Source organism: Haloferula sp. BvORR071 (assembly GCF_000739615.1).
In the GTDB taxonomy this organism is placed as follows: domain Bacteria; phylum Verrucomicrobiota; class Verrucomicrobiia; order Verrucomicrobiales; family Akkermansiaceae; genus Haloferula.
In genome coordinates, this window is the sequence record NZ_BATP01000047.1 from 144,994 (window position 1) to 160,855 (window position 15,862).

A 15,862-nucleotide genomic window follows, 5' to 3' on the forward strand; every position below is an offset into this window, starting at 1 on the left:
TGAAATGCGAATTCCTGAAATTAGTTCAAAGCCTCGCATCCGAGGTGCTTTGCGGGTCGGGCTCCGATGCATGGTTTCACCCGCCGTGTGATCGGGCTGACCTCCATCGAACCCGTTAGACCAATGACCTTACCTTTCGCGCGTGCCGCGCTCCGCTCCTCCATCATTTCACTATCCATCCACACCGTCGTTGCCGCTGATGGCGTGTGGACCAATCCGGCCGGCGGCTCATGGGCCGATGCCGCGAATTGGTCGGGCTCGACGATTGCCGATGGCAGCGGTGCCATCGCCGACTTCAGCACGCTGGACATCGCTGCAGATACCACGGTGACCCTTGATGGCGCCCGGACCATCGGCACGCTTCACTTCGCCGACGCCGCGACTGCCAGCAATGACTGGACGCTCGCGGCGGGCAGTGGTGGTCCGTTGACCTTGGCCGCCACTGGTACCCCGGGAATCGCGGTGGATAACCGTGCCGTGACCCTCGGTATGGAACTCGCCGGCACGCAGGGCTTCACCAAGACCGGCGCGGGCGCCTTGAGCCTTTCCGGCGGCAATACCTTCCTCGGCCCGCTGCAAGTGGCTGCCGGCACCTTGAGGGCTGCCAGTGCCACTGCCCTGGGCGCGGGTGGTGCGGGCAATGAAACCGCGGTCGCCAGCGGTGCCACCTTCGATGTGAATGGCTCCGCACTCACCGCCACCGAAATCGTGCAGATCGCCGGTAGTGGGGTGGGGGGCGTTGGTGCGCTCGTGAATAATGGCGGTGCCCAGCAGAATGCCCTGAACAAGGTCGTCCTCACCGGCAATGCCACCGTTGGCGGCAGCGCACGCTTCGACGTCCGGCCCGGCACCACGCCGACGCTGGATCTCGCGGGCTTCACCCTGACCAAGACCGGCGCGAACCAATTCAGCATGGTCGGCACCGCCATCACTGCGGGCAATGTGGTGATCAATCAGGGCACCTTCAGCGTGGAGACCACCAGCACGATGACTGGCACGGGCAGCACCACGATCAACAGCCCCGGTATCCTCGGGCTCTACGGCAATGGTGACACCTTGATCACCCGCCCGATCGTCTCGTACAACGGCACGATCCAGAATTTGGGCAGTGATGCGAATATCAACACGCCGATCTCCATCACCACCGGCACCACGCTGACCCTTACCGGTTCCAATACCACGAACCTCCGCACCGGGGTGATCTCCGGCACCGGCTCGATTTCGAAGACTGGCACCGGCACCTTCGCAACCAACCTGAACCACACTTTCGTTGGTAAGACCTCCGTCACCGGCGGCTACATGGGCATGCACGGCGAGGGCGCGCTCGGCCCGGCTCCCGCCAGCTTCCAGGCGGATCAGCTCACGCTCGATGGCGGTGGCATTTATGATGTCGCGGCCGGAGTTTACTTTATCAATGGCGGCCCGGTCTTCAGCGGCACCCGCGGCATCACGCTCGGACCTGGCGGTGGGATCTTCGATGCCTATGGCGCGCTCAATTCCCGCTCGCGCATCGGGCTTGGCAGCTTGATCAGCGGCCCCGGCAAGCTGACCAAGAACGGCGGCGGTTACATCGAGCTGAGCTTTGCGAATACCTACGCGGGCGGCACCACGATTGGCGGCGGCCCGGACATCGCGGACACCACGCCGAACGGAGCCTTCAATGTTTCGAACTACGGCGGCTTCGGTCCCGGCGCGATCAACTTCGTCAATGGCAGCTCGATCAATGGCCTGCGCTTTACCACCACCGGCACCCTGACCAATGACATCACGCTCAATACAACCGCTGTCTCCACCACTCGCTTCGTGGTGGACAGTGGTGCCATCACCACCATCAGCGGCGCGATTGACGGCGGTAACTTCGACGGCCCCGAGTTCCAGTCCGGTGGTGCCGGCACCTTGATCTTGTCCGGTGACAAGAATTACTCCAGCGACACCGTGGCCGTCAGCGGCAAGTTGCTCGTGAATGGCAACCTTCCGGCCTCCGATGCGGTCGCTCGCGCCGGTGCCAGCATCGGCGGCACCGGCATGGTGCGCATGCTGACGCTGGAAGAAGGCTCGAACATCATTGCCTCCACGCCGCCGCTTGGCACGCTCTTCGGCGTCACTGCCAACAAGACCACCAACGGCGTGGGCATCGTGGTGCCGAACAGCTCCGCCACGCCCGGCCTGAAGACCGTGGACCTCGTTTACTACGGCGATGATGTCGATGGCCTGGCCCCGGACACCGCGAACTTCAATACCGCAGCCTACCGCGGTGCGAGTGTGGCCAATGACACGGTGAACAACAAGATCACCATGAGCTACACCAGCTCCGCGCTCACCTGGAGCGGACTGGGCACGGTGTGGGATGCGGGCACTACTCCCTCGTGGGTGGAGGGCAGCGGTATCTTCTATCAGGGCGATGCGGTGAGCTTCAATGAGCCGTCCGCCGCCACCACGGTGACCATGACCGGCGGTCTCGCCCCCTCAGCGGTCACGGTGACGAATACCACTAATGCCTACACCTTCGGTGGCACCGGCTCGATCATCACTGGTTCGCTGGTGAAGAACGGCACTGGCATGCTGGTGCTGCCCACTGCGAACTCCTTCGCGGGCGGCACCACCATCAACGGTGGCACGGTTTCGCTGAGCCTCTCCGCCACCGCCTCCGGCAGCAACAATCCCGGCGCGCTTGGCTCCGGCCCGGTGACCGTGAATACCGGAGCGCTGCTGAAGCTGTGGATCGCCAACGGCACCACCAGCTACTTCAGCAACCCGATCACGCTCGATGGCGGACGCATTCTCGGTGAGGACGGCATCAATGTCCTGAAGGGCGGGCTGACCCTGGCGGCCGGCGGCGGCACGCTCTCGGCCAAGTGGAACAACAAGAACACGGTGGTCGACAGCGTGATCTCCGGCCCCGGCAAGCTCACCGTCTTCCGCGAAACGCCGAGTGGTGAGACCGGGGCCTCCGTGGTCCTCAACAAGGCGAACACCTATACCGGTGGCACCGATATCCTCTCGGGCTTCCTGCGGGTAGCCTATACCGATGCGGCCCTCAGCAGCGGCACACTCACCTTCACCGGCGCGGGCACCTTTGCCACCGCCGTGGGTGGTGGCGCACGGAACATCGCAAACCCGGTGGTCATCAATACCGGCATCGTCGGCTCGCTCGATGGCGGACAGTTCCCGCTGACGATGTCCGGCCCGATCAGCGGCCCGGGCACGCTGCAGTCCACTTCCTCCGGCCTGATCGTGCTCTCCGGCACGAACAGCTACACCGGCGGCACGAACTTCACCGGTACCGGCCTGATGCGTCTCGATAGCCCCGGCGCGCTCGGCACCACCGGCACGCTGTCCTTCACCGGCGGGACCATGCAAGCCAGCGCGGCAAATACCACCGACTACTCGGCCCGCTTCTCCACTGCGGCCGGGCAGATCTACCGGATCGATACGAATGGCCAGACCGTCACCTGGGCTTCGCCGCTCCTCAGCTCCACCGGCGCCTTGTGGAAGTACGGCGCGGGCACGCTGATCGTGACCGGCGCGAGCGTGAATACCGGCAGCACCAACATCCAGGGTGGGGTGATCGAGTCCGCGGTGATCTCGGATGTCGCCGGGGCTCCGCTGTCGACCGGTCTGATCAGCTTCGGCGGCGGCACGCTGCGTTACACCGGCCCATCCGCCACCACCGCCCGCGCGCTGTGGAATGACCAGGTGAGCGGTGTTGTCGAGGTGACGAATCCCGCGGCGGTGCTGACCTTCACCTCCACCGGCGGCACGGTGAACAAGCCTTTCACGAAGAGCGGCCCGGGCAGCCTGGTTCTGACCGATTCGATCGACGGGGCTGGTACCCCGGTCACCGTGAGCGGCGGCAGCCTCACGCTGAATGGCACGAATACCTATACCGGCGATACCATCGTCAGTGCGGGCAGCCTGACCCTCGCCACTGCCAGCTTGGCGAATGCCGCGGATGTCCGCATCGGGGCGAGCGCAGTCTTGAACCTCGGACACGCGCTGACCGATGATGTGCGCTCGCTCTACATCGATGGCGTGCTGCAAGCCGCGGGCACTTGGGGCAGCCTGAGTTCCACCGCCACGAACAAGACCGCCCGTATCACCGGGACGGGCATCCTGAATGTGCTGACCGGCGCTGTCGGCGGTGCCTACGATAGCTGGGCCAGTGCGGCCGGGCTGACCGGGGCGAACAACGGCAAGACCGTGGATGCGGATGGCGACGGCTTGGACAACATCACCGAGTTCGCACTGGATGGCCCTCCTCTCTCGGGCGCTGTCGGCGGGAAGATGGTCTCGAAGATTGCGACGATCGGCGGCCAGCAGGTGCTGACGCTGACCCTGCCGGTACGCAGCGGTGCCAGCTTCAGCGGCACGACTGAGCTGGTCTCCGGCGCGGTCGATGGCGTGATCTACCGGATCCAAGGCTCCGCGGTGCTCGCCAGCTTCCCGCTGCAGGTGCTGGAGGTGACGGGTGCGGATGCCACGGCGCTGCAATCCGGCCTGCCAGCGGTATCCAGCGGCTGGACTTACCGGAGCTTCCGGTTGGCTGGACCCGTGAGCTCGGCTGACAAGGGCTTCATGCGTGTGGTGATCACCCAAGGCTGAAGCACCGGGGATTTCCGGGTAAAATCGAGCAAGGCCCCGCGCTTCATGCCGGGGCCTTGTTTCGTTCTAACCGTGCCGGATCGGCCTTGCGCCGGGCGCGGATTGGCCCCAAATCCTCCGCCCACCATGGCCACCGAACGCATCCTCACCCATCCCGGCAGCGCGCATAAGGACGAATTGCTAGCCTGTGCCTTGCTGGTCGCGGTCCATGGCGTGGAGATCATCCGCCGCGAGCCGACGCAGGCGGATCTCGATGATCCGACGACCGCGGTGGTGGATGTCGGCGGGGAGCATGAACCGGCGCGTAACAATTTCGACCACCACCAGTTTCCCGCGGATCACCCGCCGCTCTGCTCGGTCAGCCTGGTGCTCCAGCATCTCGGGCTTTATGAGGACGCGCGGGCTTTCTGCGATTGGTTGGAGCCTGCTGAGTGGTTCGACACCCGCGGCCCGAACGCCACGGCGAAGTGGCTGGGCGTCGACCGTGAGGTCCTGTCGAAGGTGAACTCGCCCATCGATGTGACCTTGCTGCGGCGCTTCGCGAAGTCGGTGCACTTGGTCCCCGGCGATCCGATCTGGGAGATGCTGCGCTACACCGGCGAGGACCTGCTAGAGTATCTCCGCTCGCTGCGCCAGCGGCTCGATTTCCTGGCCTCGCGCGCCGTGATCTGGAATGTGGCAGGGCACGAGGTGCTATTCCTGCCGCGCACCGAGCCGCTGCCGGAGGAACCCTCTGCTGGGCTCGGCCGCTACCTGCAGACGATCGGCAAGGACAAGGAGGTCGTCGCCATGGTTTACCCGGACCGCCGCGGCAGCGGCTATGGGCTCTCTCGGCACAATGATTCACCCTGCTTCGACTTCACCCGGATCGAGGGCGAGGCGGATGTCCACTTCGCGCATGCCCGCGGCTTTGTCGCAAAGACCTCATCGGCGGATGCCCAGCGCCTGCGGGAGCTGTTGGAGAAGGCGCTGGTCGCAACTGCCTGAGAAGCTTGCGACTCAGGGCAGGGTGATCGGGTTGAGCGTCGGATTCGTGCCCTTCATGTCCGCGGGAAACGAAAGCTGTCGCGTCACGGGATCCCACACAAAAGGTTCGCCGGTGAGGAGTTCAAGCGGCGGCTCTTCTCCCCCTAGGATCGCCATTGCCGCCTGATGGCGTACGAAATCCGCCTGCTGCAGTCGCACCGCTTCGATCGGCCCCGTATAGAAGTCGAGGATCGTTTGCAGGGCATTGTGGTCCTGACCGCTGAGCAAGTCCAAGGCGGCGGCTTGCGGAATCGCCGCGTTCCCATGGAAGGCCGGGGTGTTGAAATATGCCGCCATCTCCTTCATCCCGGCGGTGTAGGCATCCAGAAACGCCTGCATGTTCGTGACGGGGATGACCTGAAGTTTTGCTTCCGTATCACCCAGTAAGGCCGGAATTAGGAAGTTGCGGGTCGCACTGTTCCATTCGCCGATGGCAATCTGCGAAGCACTTGCTCCGAGACCGGCACCGGCGAGTAAATTCCGGGCTTCTGCCAGCAGGGCGGGGTCGGCGCTGATCTTCGGCAGGAGATACTCGTAAAGCTCAGCGACCACGCGGCCCCGGATCGAAGCCGCGGTGACAGAATGGAGCATGTCCGCGCCTTCCACTCCGTCGACGTGGCCCGCCAGATTGAACGCGGCGGCATGGCTGCGCAGGGCGGCAGCCGGATCACCTTGCGCGGCCGCGAGCCGGGCGTGGGCAGCCAGCAGCAATTGGAAATCGCCCGAATAGAATTTGAAAAGCTGCCCGGGCGCGATGCCTTTAGTCGAGCGGTCGGGCAACTCGGCGATTCGCAGGACCTCTACGAGAAGGTCCGGATGCGCCGCGATCCATTTTTCGATCAAGGCGATATCGATCTTGTCGCTTGGCCCCAGCGCTTCGCGAATCTCCTGGAAGTCGGGCAGTTCCCCCTTGGTGCCGAGCTTCTGGAGGAACCCGATCCACTGCAGGTAGCCATTCTGCTCATCGGGAACCGTGCGATACTCGATGCGAAATTCCGGATGCTTTGCGAGCAACTCTTGATACCAGCGCTCAGCGGCTTCATCGATCGCCTTGCGATCCAGTTTCGTCTCCGCGTGCCGATCCGTGGATTTGCCAGTCTCGCGTCCGGAATTTTGCGATCCGCTGTCTCTATCATTTGCCGATGGCTTTCGCAGGGCTGGCAAGGAGCCGCTGAGGCCCGCGATGGTGAGTGCCGCCAAGCTGAGCGCGAGGCTTCCCAGATAGATCCTTTTTCTGCGGTTCATAAGTGGAGGAGATGTCTTGTAGGGATAAAGCCGCCCCACCGCGGCTTTGTCGCCAACCGCATCGGTGGGCTGGCAGGACCGGCTGGTCCCTGGTGCCCGATGTACCTGTCGCGGCTCCGGGGCCCGGACTTCGTGGCGAAAACGTCATCGGCCGATGCGCAGGGTCTGCGCACCCTGTTGGGAATCGCTCTAGCAGAAGCGATTCCACCGCATGAGGCGGCAATGTAACGAAACTGCCTCCGGCTTCGTGACGGAAGCGTCACGTCGGGTGGATTGAGGGCAGGGGGCACGCGGGGCGAAATCCGCCGTCTCGCATGCGCTCGCTTTTTGTCCTGCCGTCTCACTTTTGTGCCGCCACTCTTTTGCTGGCAGGCAACGTCGTGCAGGCGCAGGAAGCTGCCGCGCCGGCCCCAGCTCCTGCGGCCCCGGCTGCCGAGCCGCGGCCGATGTATGTCACGGAGTACCGGGTGCGCGGGTCGAAGACGCTGAGCGCCGGTGAGGTGCAGGAGGCGGTCTATCCCTACCTCGGCCCCGGTCGCCTGCCCTCCGATGTGGATGCGGCGCGTGCGGCGCTGGAGAAGGCCTATCACGACAAGGGCTTCAAGGCCGTCTCGGTCTTCATCCCGGAGCAGCGCATCCGCAAGGGGATCGTGATGCTGCAGGTGGAGGAGAATCCGGTGGGTCGGCTGCGGGTGCGCGGCGCGAACTTCACCTCGCCTTCCGCGCTCACCCGCCAAGCGCCCTCGATGCAAGAGGGCAAGCCGGTCGATTTCAACCGTCTCACCCAGGACATCGTGGCGATGAACCAGGTCTCCGGCCGCACCGTCACTCCGGCGCTCAAGCCGGGCGTCACGCCGGGCACCGTGGATGTGGACCTGGATGTGAAGGATGAGCTGCCCGCACATGGCAGCCTGGAGCTGAACAACCGCTACAGCCCGGATACTTCCCAACTGCGCGTCGCGGGATCGCTCTCCTACGACAATCTCTGGCAGATGGGCCACTCGATCGGTGCCAGCTTCCAGCTCGCCCCGGAAAACCTGGACGATGCCTTGGTTTTCTCCGGCTTCTACATGGCCCGCCTGCAGAACGACCCGAGCTGGGCGATCATGCTGCAAGGCAGCAAGCAGGACAGCGATGTCGCCACGCTCGGCGGCATCACTTCCGTGGGCAAGGGCGACACGGTCGGTATCCGGGCGCTCAAGACCCTGCCTTCCTCGGCGAGCCTCTATCACTCGCTGAGCTTCGGCTTCGACTACAAGCACTACGACGACGAGCTGAACGTCGCCGGGGTCAACTCGCCGTCGCCGATCACCTACTATCCTTTTAGTATGCTCTACACCGCCTCGGTGAAGGGCAAGGGGCGCACGGACTTCAACATGGGCGTGAACTGGGCCTTCCGCGGGGTCGGCGATTCCCAATACGATTATTCGATCAAGCGCTACAACGCCAGCGGCGGCTTCATCTATGCCCGCGGCGACATTTCTCACACCCGCGACCTGACGAACGGTTTCCAGTGGTTCGCCAAGATTCAGGGCCAGGCCTCGAACGAGCCGCTGGTGAGCGCCGAGCAATTCGCCGCCGGTGGCCTGGGCAGCGTGCGCGGCTACCTGGAGTCCGAAGCGCTGGGCGATGATGCGCTCTTCGGCACGCTCGAATTCCGCACCCCTTCACTGCTGAAGTATCTCGGCGGCACTTGGGATGAGGAGGATGACCTGCGCCTCTACGCCTTCATGGATGGTGGCGTGACCAGCATCCACGATGCACTGCCCGGCCAGAGCAGCGGCGAGCAGCTCGGCAGCATCGGCCTCGGCACCCGCGGCCGCGTCTTCGATCACCTCAACGGTTCCGTGGATGCCGCCTATCCGCTCTTCGAACGGCCCACCGGCCGCGACCGCGAGATGATGTACACCTTCCGCCTCTGGGGCGATTTTTGAGCCCTGCCTTCTCTTCCTCCCGATCCGTCAACCGTCACGCCATGCGAGCCCGACCCGCCCACGTCCCGACCTTTCTCTTGCAATGCCTGCCCGCGCTGCTGGCGCTGAGCATGCCCTTGCACGCCGCCGATAAAAAGGAGGGCGGCGACGCTGCCGCCTGGTGGAACCCCGCTTGGACCAAGCGCCAGAAGGTCACCATCGATCCTTCCGCGGACACCAAGCTGCCGGATGCCACTGGCGCCGCGAACGTGCTGCTGCGCCTCAGCGATTCGAACTACGCTTTCCTCGGTAGTGCCGATGGCGGGGCGGACATCCGCTTCGTCTCGGAAGACGGCAAGACCGTCTATCCGCATCAGGTGGAGAAGTATGACAATGTGGTCAACGAGGCCTTGGTCTGGGTGAAGGTCCCGGAGATCTCGCCCGGTTCGGCCACCAGCTTCTTCATGTATAGTGGCAATGGCGCACCGGATGCCGAGGGCAAGGCCAGCGATACCTGGGACTCCAACACCGCTGCGGTCTATCACTTCAGTGCGTCGGGCAATCCTGCGGACGCGACCGAGAACGCCAACAATGCCTCCAACGCCGGCACGCCTTCGGAGGGCTCGCTGATTGCCGCAGGCCAGCGCTTCCTCGGCGGTGATCCGCTCGTCATCCCGCCCACGCCCTCGCTCGCCTGGAGTGAAGGTGGCGCGATGACCCTCTCGCTGTGGGCCAATGCCGGCAATCCCGCCCCGCGCTCCGTGATCCTTTCCCGTAGCGAGGGCAGCAAGTCCCTGCGCCTCGTGGTCGACCAGGGTGTGCCCACCGTCGAGATCAATGGTGCCCGTAGCACTCCGGGCACGCAGCTCGCTCCCGGTGCCTGGGCCCACCTCGCGGTGGTGGCGAATGGTGGCTCGGTGAAGCTTTTCGTGAATGGCAGCGAATACTCGTTGGTGCAGGCCGGCCTGCCCGCGCTGAACAGTCCGATCCAAATCGGTGGCACGGATGACACCGCCACCCGCTTCAAGGGCGAGATCGATGAACTCCGCATCGACAAGGTCGCCCGCAGCGCCGGCTGGGTAAAGCTCGCTGGTGTCCAGCAGGGGACTTCGGATGCGGCCCTGCGCCTGCTGACCGTGGGTGAAGCCGAGACTGGCGAAGGTGACGGTGGCAAGCACAGCGGCGGCATGATGGAGCACCTTTCGCTCTTCGGCGACATCGCGAACAACATGATGTTCGACGGCTGGATCGCGATCGGCCTTTGCGTGATCATGATCATCGTCGGCTGGACCGTAGCGATCCAGAAGTTCAGCTACCTCAACTCGATCCAGAAGGGCAGCAAGGCCTTCCTGAAGCAGTGGAAGGAGCTGTCCTCCGATCTCACCGCGATCGACCACACCGACCGCGCCAGCGTGAAGAGCCTCGGCGGCAATGCGGATACCAAGGAGATGTCGGTGATCGAGAAGTCGCCGCTCTATCAGATCTACCACATCGGCTCGGAAGAAATCCGCCACCGCCTGGAGAAGGACAAGCACCGCACGCAGGGCTTGTCCGCCCGCTCGATCACCGCGATCCGCGCTGCGCTTGACGGCGGCCTGGTCCACGAGACCCACCGCCTGACGAAGGGCCTGGTCTTCCTCACCATCAGCATTGCCGGTGGCCCCTACGTCGGCCTGCTGGGCACGGTGGTGGGCGTGATGATCACCTTCGCCATCATCGCGAAGAGCGGCGAGGTGGATGTGAACTCGATCGCGCCCGGTATTGCATCTGCCCTGCTCGCCACGGTGGTCGGCCTGCTGGTCGCGATTCCCGCGCTGTTCATCTACAGCTACCTGAACAGCCGGATCAAGGAAGCCACCAGCGGGATGCAGGTCTTCATCGATGAATTCGTCGCCAAGATGGCCGAGTTCTACCCACCCGCCGGTGAAGGCGGCTCGCCCGTCGCCAAGGAGCACGCGCATTCGCAGCACGCGGTGCATTGAGAAATCCACCCGCTTTCCGCTTCCCGACTACCGACTCCCATGGCCTCCGCCGACGACAAGAGCTACGACGACATCAACGTCACACCGATGGTGGACCTCTACCTGGTGCTGCTCTTGATCTTCATCATCATGACCACGGCGGGGGTGCAGGGCACGAAGGTGAATCTTCCGAAGGCCAACAAGAATTCGGTCCAGGAGCTCGGGGTGCCGGGCATGCAGGCCGTCACCGTGAGCAATCAGGGCAAGATCTTTCTGAATACGATCCCGGTCACCACCGCCGAACTCGAATCCAAACTGGGTGCTCTGAAGGCGAAGAAGAAGAACCTGCTGGTGGTGGTGCGCGGTGACAGCCGCAGCCAATACCAGGGGATCATGGACGTGCTCGATGCCCTCGGCCGCGCGGGTATCGACAACATCGGGATGGCGACCGCCAGCAAGTAAGCCACCTCAAATTTCGACCATCATGGCTTCCGCCGACGACAAGAACTTCGACGACATCAATGTCACGCCGATGGTGGACCTCTACCTCGTGCTGCTCTTGATCTTCATCATCATGACCACCGCCGCGGTGAAGGGCATGAAAGTGGATCTGCCGCGCCCCAGCAAGAACTCGGTGTCGAAGCCGAATCCAAACGCGCCGAAGCTGCAGGCCATCGTCATCGACAACAGCGGCAAGATCAAACTCAACGGCGAGGACGTCTCCTTTGCCCAGCTTGAGACCAAGCTCGCTGCCGCCCGCACCGCTTCCGCTGAAGTCCCCGCGGTGGTCCGCGGCGACCGCCAAACGCAGTATCAAACCATCATGGACGTGCTCGACCTGCTGGGCCGTCTGAAGATCACCAAGATCGGTCTCGCGACCAAACCACCGGAAAAATAACCGCCATGGCCCAAGCGAAACTTATCACCAGCGGCCTCGCCGCGCTTGCCATTGCCGCCGCATCCACCCTCACGGGTTGCGGCGGCAAGACCACCGTTGCCAAGAAGAAGGCAGCGCCTGTCGTCGTTGAAGTCTCCTTGCCACCACCACCACCGGTGGTGATCCCGCCGCCGCCACCGAAGGAAGAGCCCCCGCCGCCGGAAGAGCAGAAGCCGGAGATGGTCGAGCAAGCACCGGTCGAAGAAACTCCGCCGGATCCCGGTCCGGTGGATGAGCCGCCGCAGCTCGGCACTAACATGGCCCCCGGCAATGGTCCGGACAATGGCTATGGCGTGGGCGGCAAAGGCAATGGCGGTGGGAATGGCCGCGGAAGCATCGGCGGGCAGGGCGGTAGCCGCTTCGGTCGCCAGGCGCTGATGATCCAGAACACCGTTGCCGGCGAATTGCGCCGCAATCCCAAGACCAAGAGTGCCGTCTTCAGCGGCAAGGTCGCCCTCTGGGTAGACTCCTCCGGCCGCATCACCAAGGCGAAGGCCGTGGGCACCCTCGGTGGCTCCGGCGTCGATGAGTCGGTGCCTGCCACGCTCATCGGCCTCCAGTTTCCCGAAGCCTTGCCTTCCGATATGCCCATGCCCGTGCAGATGCGGGTGGCGGGTCGCAAGGTGAATTGACTCTCCCATCAGCCATTCCATGTCCCCGACTCGCCAGGATATCCTGTCCTTTGCTACCCTTGCCGCCCTTTCGCTGCAGGCCGGTGCTCTCTTTGCGCAAGAGACGCCGCCGCCTGCCGTTCCCGATGAATCTGGCGCAGGCCTCCCTGTTCTAACAGACCCAGTCCCTCCCGTGGGCGAAGGCGTGGATCCCGCCGCGGCTCTGGCTGCCGGTGGCATTTCACAGAACGTCACGGTCAACCTGATCAACCGCCTGGTGAAGCGCGGTGTGCTGAGCCAAGAGGATGCCGGTGACTTGATCAAGATGGCCAAGGCCGATGCCGAAGCGGCCCGCATGCGCGATGAGGCCATGCGCGTGGCGATCGCCGATGCCTCAGCGCCGCCGGCACAGGAAGGCGATGTCTCGGTGGCCTACGTGCCGCAGCCGGTGCGCCAGCAGATGGCTGCCGAGATTAAGGCCGAGCTGGAAGCGGATTCCCGCGAGCACGCCTGGCGCGAGAAGAATCCGACGCCGGATTGGGTGAACAAGTTCGTCGTCTTCGGTGACTTCCGCACCCGCTACGAGGGGATCTTTTTCCCGGACGGCAACGACAATACCGGGGCCTTCCCGAATTTCAACGCGATCAATACCGGCGCACCCTTCGATGTCTCCGGCACGCAGTTCTCGCCGCAGCTCAACGTCGACCAAGACCGCAACCGCGTGCGCTTCCGCTTCCGCGCGGGTGCCTCGATCGCGATGGAAGATGGCTTCACCGGCGGCTTCCGCGTGGCGACGGGCGATAGCAACTCGCCGGTCTCGACCAATCAGTCCTTCGGCACGAATGGCGGCCAGTTCTCGAAATACCAGCTCTGGCTCGATCGCGCCTTCATCTCCTACAATTTCGGCAAGTCCCTCGGAGATGGCACGGACCTGAATGTCGACCTCGGCCGCTTCAACAACCCCTTCTTCTCCTCCGAGGTGATGTGGGATGATGATATCGGCCTGGACGGCTTGGCCCTGCGCGGCAGCCACAAGGTCAACGATACCTTCAAGGTCTTTGGCTCCGGCGGGGCCTTCCCAGTCTTCAATACCGACCTGAACTTCGGGACGAACAATCCGGCGAAGTTCGAGAGCACGGACAAGTGGCTCTATGCCGCCCAGCTCGGTGCAGAGTGGAAGATCAAGGAGGACCTCAACGCCAAGTTCGCGATCGCCTACTATGACTTCCGGGGCATCGACGGCGAGAAGTCCACGCCCTTCGTGCCGCTCACCGCCAATGACGCCGGCAATACCGACGGCACCCGTCCTTCCTTCGCGCAGAAAGGGAATACCTACATGACCCTGCGCAATATCATCCCGGATGCGAGCAATGGTTTCGGCACCACCAACCAGTGGCAATACTTCGGTCTGGCCACGCCCTTCCGCAATATCACCGCGACCGGACGCCTGGACTACGATGGCTATGAGCCCTTCCGCCTGTCGCTGACCGGTGAGGTGATCAAGAACATCGCCTTCAATGAGGCGGATATCGCTGCCGTGGCGGTGAATAACCGCGGTCCCGCCGCGATCGGTGGCACCGGTGCCTTCGAGGGCGGCGACATGGCCTGGTTCCTCAACCTGATGGCCGGTGATGCGGCGCTCGATGAGTGCGGCAACTGGAATACCTTCCTCGGCTACCGCTATGTCGAGTCCGACTCCGTGGTGGACGGCTTCACCGATTCCGACTTCGGCGGTGGTGGCACCAACATGAAGGGCTTCACCATCGGCGGCAATTACGCGCTCTCGCCCTCCGTGCGCCTCGGTGCGCGCTGGATGAGCGCCAGCGAAATCGCCGGGCCCACGCTCAAGAGCGATATCCTCCAATTCGACGTCAACGCGAAGTTCTAACCGCCATGTCCCGTATCCTTACTGTCCTTTCCTTCCTCTCGCTGGCGGTAGCCGTGCATGGCGCGGAAGAAGCCGACCCGCAGGCCGCCGCGAATGCCAAGCTGCGCGAGGCGCTCAAGAGCAACATGCTCCAGCTCCGCACCGCACAGACCGATCTGGCCACCGAGCAGGCGGCCAAGACGGCTGCCGAGGCCAAGGTCGCCGAACTGACCAAGAAGGTCGATTCCCTGTCCAAGCAGTCGGCCGAGGATCAAGCGAGCTCGCGCAAGAAGATCGAAGAACTGACGGTCATGAACGATGACCTCGGCACCACGGTGAAGCAGCTCAACGAAGCTCTCGCCAAGTGGAAGGAAGGCTACGCAAAAGCCGCCCAAGTCGCGCAAACAAAGGAAACCGAGCGCGCCAAGCTGGCGGATGAGAAGGCGGTGCTAAGCGCCAAGGTCCGCGACCACAAGGCCCAGAACCTGGAACTCTACCGCACCGCCATGGAAGTGCTCGACCGCTACCGCAGCTTCGGGGTCGGGGATTCCCTCAAGGCCCGCGAGCCCTTCACCGGCATCGCCAAGGCCCGTCTCGAAAAGCAGGTCCAGGACTACCGCGACCAGATCGAGGATGCCCGCATCCCCGCGGAAAAGCCGGCCGAGAAGACCGCCAAGAAGCAGTAAGTGCGAAGTGGCGGCTCCTCCCGGCCGACCGCCAGCCCACCAGTTCAAGAAACCAAGTTCCGCTCGCCCCGGGCCCGAGTGCCCGGAGCGCGGCCCCTGCCTTATTTATTCAGATCATGCGTTACCCTTTCCTGTTTCTCTTCGCCCTGAGCTCTTCGCTCTTCGCTCAAGCCGGTAAGACCGTCGTCGCCAAGGTCGGCGAGTCCGAGGTCTATGCCGAGGACATCCGCGCTTGGCTCGCTGGGCTGGATCCCGCCCAGGCCGAAGCCGCCGCGAAGCAACCCTCGATTCTAACCGAAGCGGTCCGCACCCTCTTGGTCCAGCGCCTGGTTCTCCGCGAGGCGGAGGACAAGAAGTGGGCGGATCGTCCGGATGTTGCCGCGAAGATCGAGCGCCAGCGCGCCAGCATCATCGCCGATAGCTACCTGCGCTCCGTATCCGAAGCTCCTTCGGACTTTCCTTCCGAGGAGGTCCTGAAGAGTGCCTACGATGCCGCCGGTGATGCGCTCAACGTCCAGCGCCGCCTGAAGCTCGCCCAAGTCTACATCGCGGCTTCCGCGGACGCGAAGGACAAGGCCGCCAAGGATGCGGAAGTGGCCGAGGTGAAGAAGAAGCTTGCCGCACCAGGCGCTGACTTCTCCGCGATCGCCCGCGCCCATAGCGAGGAAGCGAGCAGCGCCGGTAAGGGCGGCGAGATCGGCTGGCTCGAAGAAAATCTGGTAGAGGAAGGCATCCGCAATGCCGTCGCGAAGGTGAACAAGGGGGGCGTGACCGCCGCCATCGAGCTGAAGGACGGCTGGCACTTCGTGAAGGTCCTCGACCGCGAAGAACCCCGGAAACTTACGTACGAGGAGGTGAAGCCCAGATTGACGGAACGCCTTCGTGAGCAACGCGCTCAGGCAGCGAGCCAGGAGTATGTGGCGAAACTGTTACGTGACCATCCGGTCGTTATCAACGAGATCGAGCTTCCCAAAGTCCTTTCCGACAAGAAGGGCAAGTAACCCAGCACCCCGC

General features: G+C 63.8%; 11 protein-coding genes. 10 read left to right on the top strand and 1 reads right to left on the bottom strand.

Features of this window, described 5'->3' with window-relative positions; translation table 11 throughout:
* The first annotated feature begins 123 nt into the window (after window positions 1–123).
* On the top strand, window positions 124–4,602 hold the full coding sequence (locus BV071_RS24770) for an autotransporter-associated beta strand repeat-containing protein (protein ID WP_265594840.1): 4,479 nt from the start codon (window positions 124–126) through the stop codon (window positions 4,600–4,602).
* 126 nt (window positions 4,603–4,728) lie between these two features.
* Entirely contained in the window at window positions 4,729–5,589 is an 861-nt protein-coding gene (locus tag BV071_RS24775; RefSeq protein WP_035612865.1) for an MYG1 family protein, read from the top strand.
* A gap of 12 nt (window positions 5,590–5,601) precedes the next feature.
* Here BV071_RS24775 and BV071_RS24780 read toward each other — a convergent pair whose 3' ends face one another.
* Complete coding sequence (locus BV071_RS24780; protein ID WP_035612869.1) at window positions 5,602–6,873, bottom strand: hypothetical protein; 1,272 nt, start codon at window positions 6,871–6,873, stop codon at window positions 5,602–5,604.
* A gap of 314 nt (window positions 6,874–7,187) precedes the next feature.
* Between BV071_RS24780 and BV071_RS24785 the strand changes: the two genes are divergently transcribed.
* From BV071_RS24785 to BV071_RS24820, 8 genes are all read left to right on the top strand, one after another.
* Window positions 7,188–8,807, top strand: coding sequence for a ShlB/FhaC/HecB family hemolysin secretion/activation protein (locus tag BV071_RS24785; protein ID WP_035612872.1), 1,620 nt, complete (start codon window positions 7,188–7,190; stop codon window positions 8,805–8,807).
* Between the two features lie 41 nt (window positions 8,808–8,848).
* Window positions 8,849–10,768 (top strand): DUF2341 domain-containing protein, encoded by a 1,920-nt coding sequence (locus BV071_RS24790; protein ID WP_081886220.1) that lies wholly within the window; start codon window positions 8,849–8,851, stop codon window positions 10,766–10,768.
* Window positions 10,769–10,807: 39 nt separating this feature from the next.
* Window positions 10,808–11,209, top strand: a complete 402-nt coding sequence (locus BV071_RS24795; RefSeq protein WP_035612875.1) for a biopolymer transporter ExbD — start codon at window positions 10,808–10,810, stop codon at window positions 11,207–11,209.
* Window positions 11,210–11,231: 22 nt separating this feature from the next.
* Window positions 11,232–11,645, top strand: a complete 414-nt coding sequence (locus BV071_RS24800; protein ID WP_035612878.1) for a biopolymer transporter ExbD — start codon at window positions 11,232–11,234, stop codon at window positions 11,643–11,645.
* Window positions 11,646–11,650: 5 nt separating this feature from the next.
* A complete protein-coding gene (locus BV071_RS24805) occupies window positions 11,651–12,316 on the top strand; it encodes a hypothetical protein (RefSeq protein WP_052573863.1) in 666 nt (221 codons plus the stop codon).
* Between the two features lie 19 nt (window positions 12,317–12,335).
* A complete protein-coding gene (locus BV071_RS24810) occupies window positions 12,336–14,183 on the top strand; it encodes a putative porin (protein ID WP_035612881.1) in 1,848 nt (615 codons plus the stop codon).
* Window positions 14,184–14,188: 5 nt separating this feature from the next.
* Window positions 14,189–14,848 carry a hypothetical protein gene (locus tag BV071_RS24815; protein WP_035612884.1) on the top strand — a complete coding sequence of 220 codons (660 nt, stop codon included), beginning with the start codon at window positions 14,189–14,191 and terminating at the stop codon, window positions 14,846–14,848.
* Between the two features lie 116 nt (window positions 14,849–14,964).
* Window positions 14,965–15,849 carry a peptidylprolyl isomerase gene (locus BV071_RS24820; RefSeq protein WP_052573865.1) on the top strand — a complete coding sequence of 295 codons (885 nt, stop codon included), beginning with the start codon at window positions 14,965–14,967 and terminating at the stop codon, window positions 15,847–15,849.
* Window positions 15,850–15,862 lie beyond the last annotated feature (13 nt).

Bases quoted from the DNA above. Each gene is read 5' to 3' on its own strand.
- BV071_RS24770 (WP_265594840.1), top strand. From the start codon at position 124: ATGACCTTACCTTTCGCGCGTGCCGCGCTCCGCTCCTCCATCATTTCA.
- BV071_RS24775 (WP_035612865.1), top strand. From the start codon at position 4,729: ATGGCCACCGAACGCATCCTCACCCATCCCGGCAGCGCGCATAAGGAC.
- BV071_RS24780 (WP_035612869.1), bottom strand. From the start codon at position 6,873: ATGAACCGCAGAAAAAGGATCTATCTGGGAAGCCTCGCGCTCAGCTTG.
- BV071_RS24785 (WP_035612872.1), top strand. From the start codon at position 7,188: ATGCGCTCGCTTTTTGTCCTGCCGTCTCACTTTTGTGCCGCCACTCTT.
- BV071_RS24790 (WP_081886220.1), top strand. From the start codon at position 8,849: ATGCGAGCCCGACCCGCCCACGTCCCGACCTTTCTCTTGCAATGCCTG.
- BV071_RS24795 (WP_035612875.1), top strand. From the start codon at position 10,808: ATGGCCTCCGCCGACGACAAGAGCTACGACGACATCAACGTCACACCG.
- BV071_RS24800 (WP_035612878.1), top strand. From the start codon at position 11,232: ATGGCTTCCGCCGACGACAAGAACTTCGACGACATCAATGTCACGCCG.
- BV071_RS24805 (WP_052573863.1), top strand. From the start codon at position 11,651: ATGGCCCAAGCGAAACTTATCACCAGCGGCCTCGCCGCGCTTGCCATT.
- BV071_RS24810 (WP_035612881.1), top strand. From the start codon at position 12,336: ATGTCCCCGACTCGCCAGGATATCCTGTCCTTTGCTACCCTTGCCGCC.
- BV071_RS24815 (WP_035612884.1), top strand. From the start codon at position 14,189: ATGTCCCGTATCCTTACTGTCCTTTCCTTCCTCTCGCTGGCGGTAGCC.
- BV071_RS24820 (WP_052573865.1), top strand. From the start codon at position 14,965: ATGCGTTACCCTTTCCTGTTTCTCTTCGCCCTGAGCTCTTCGCTCTTC.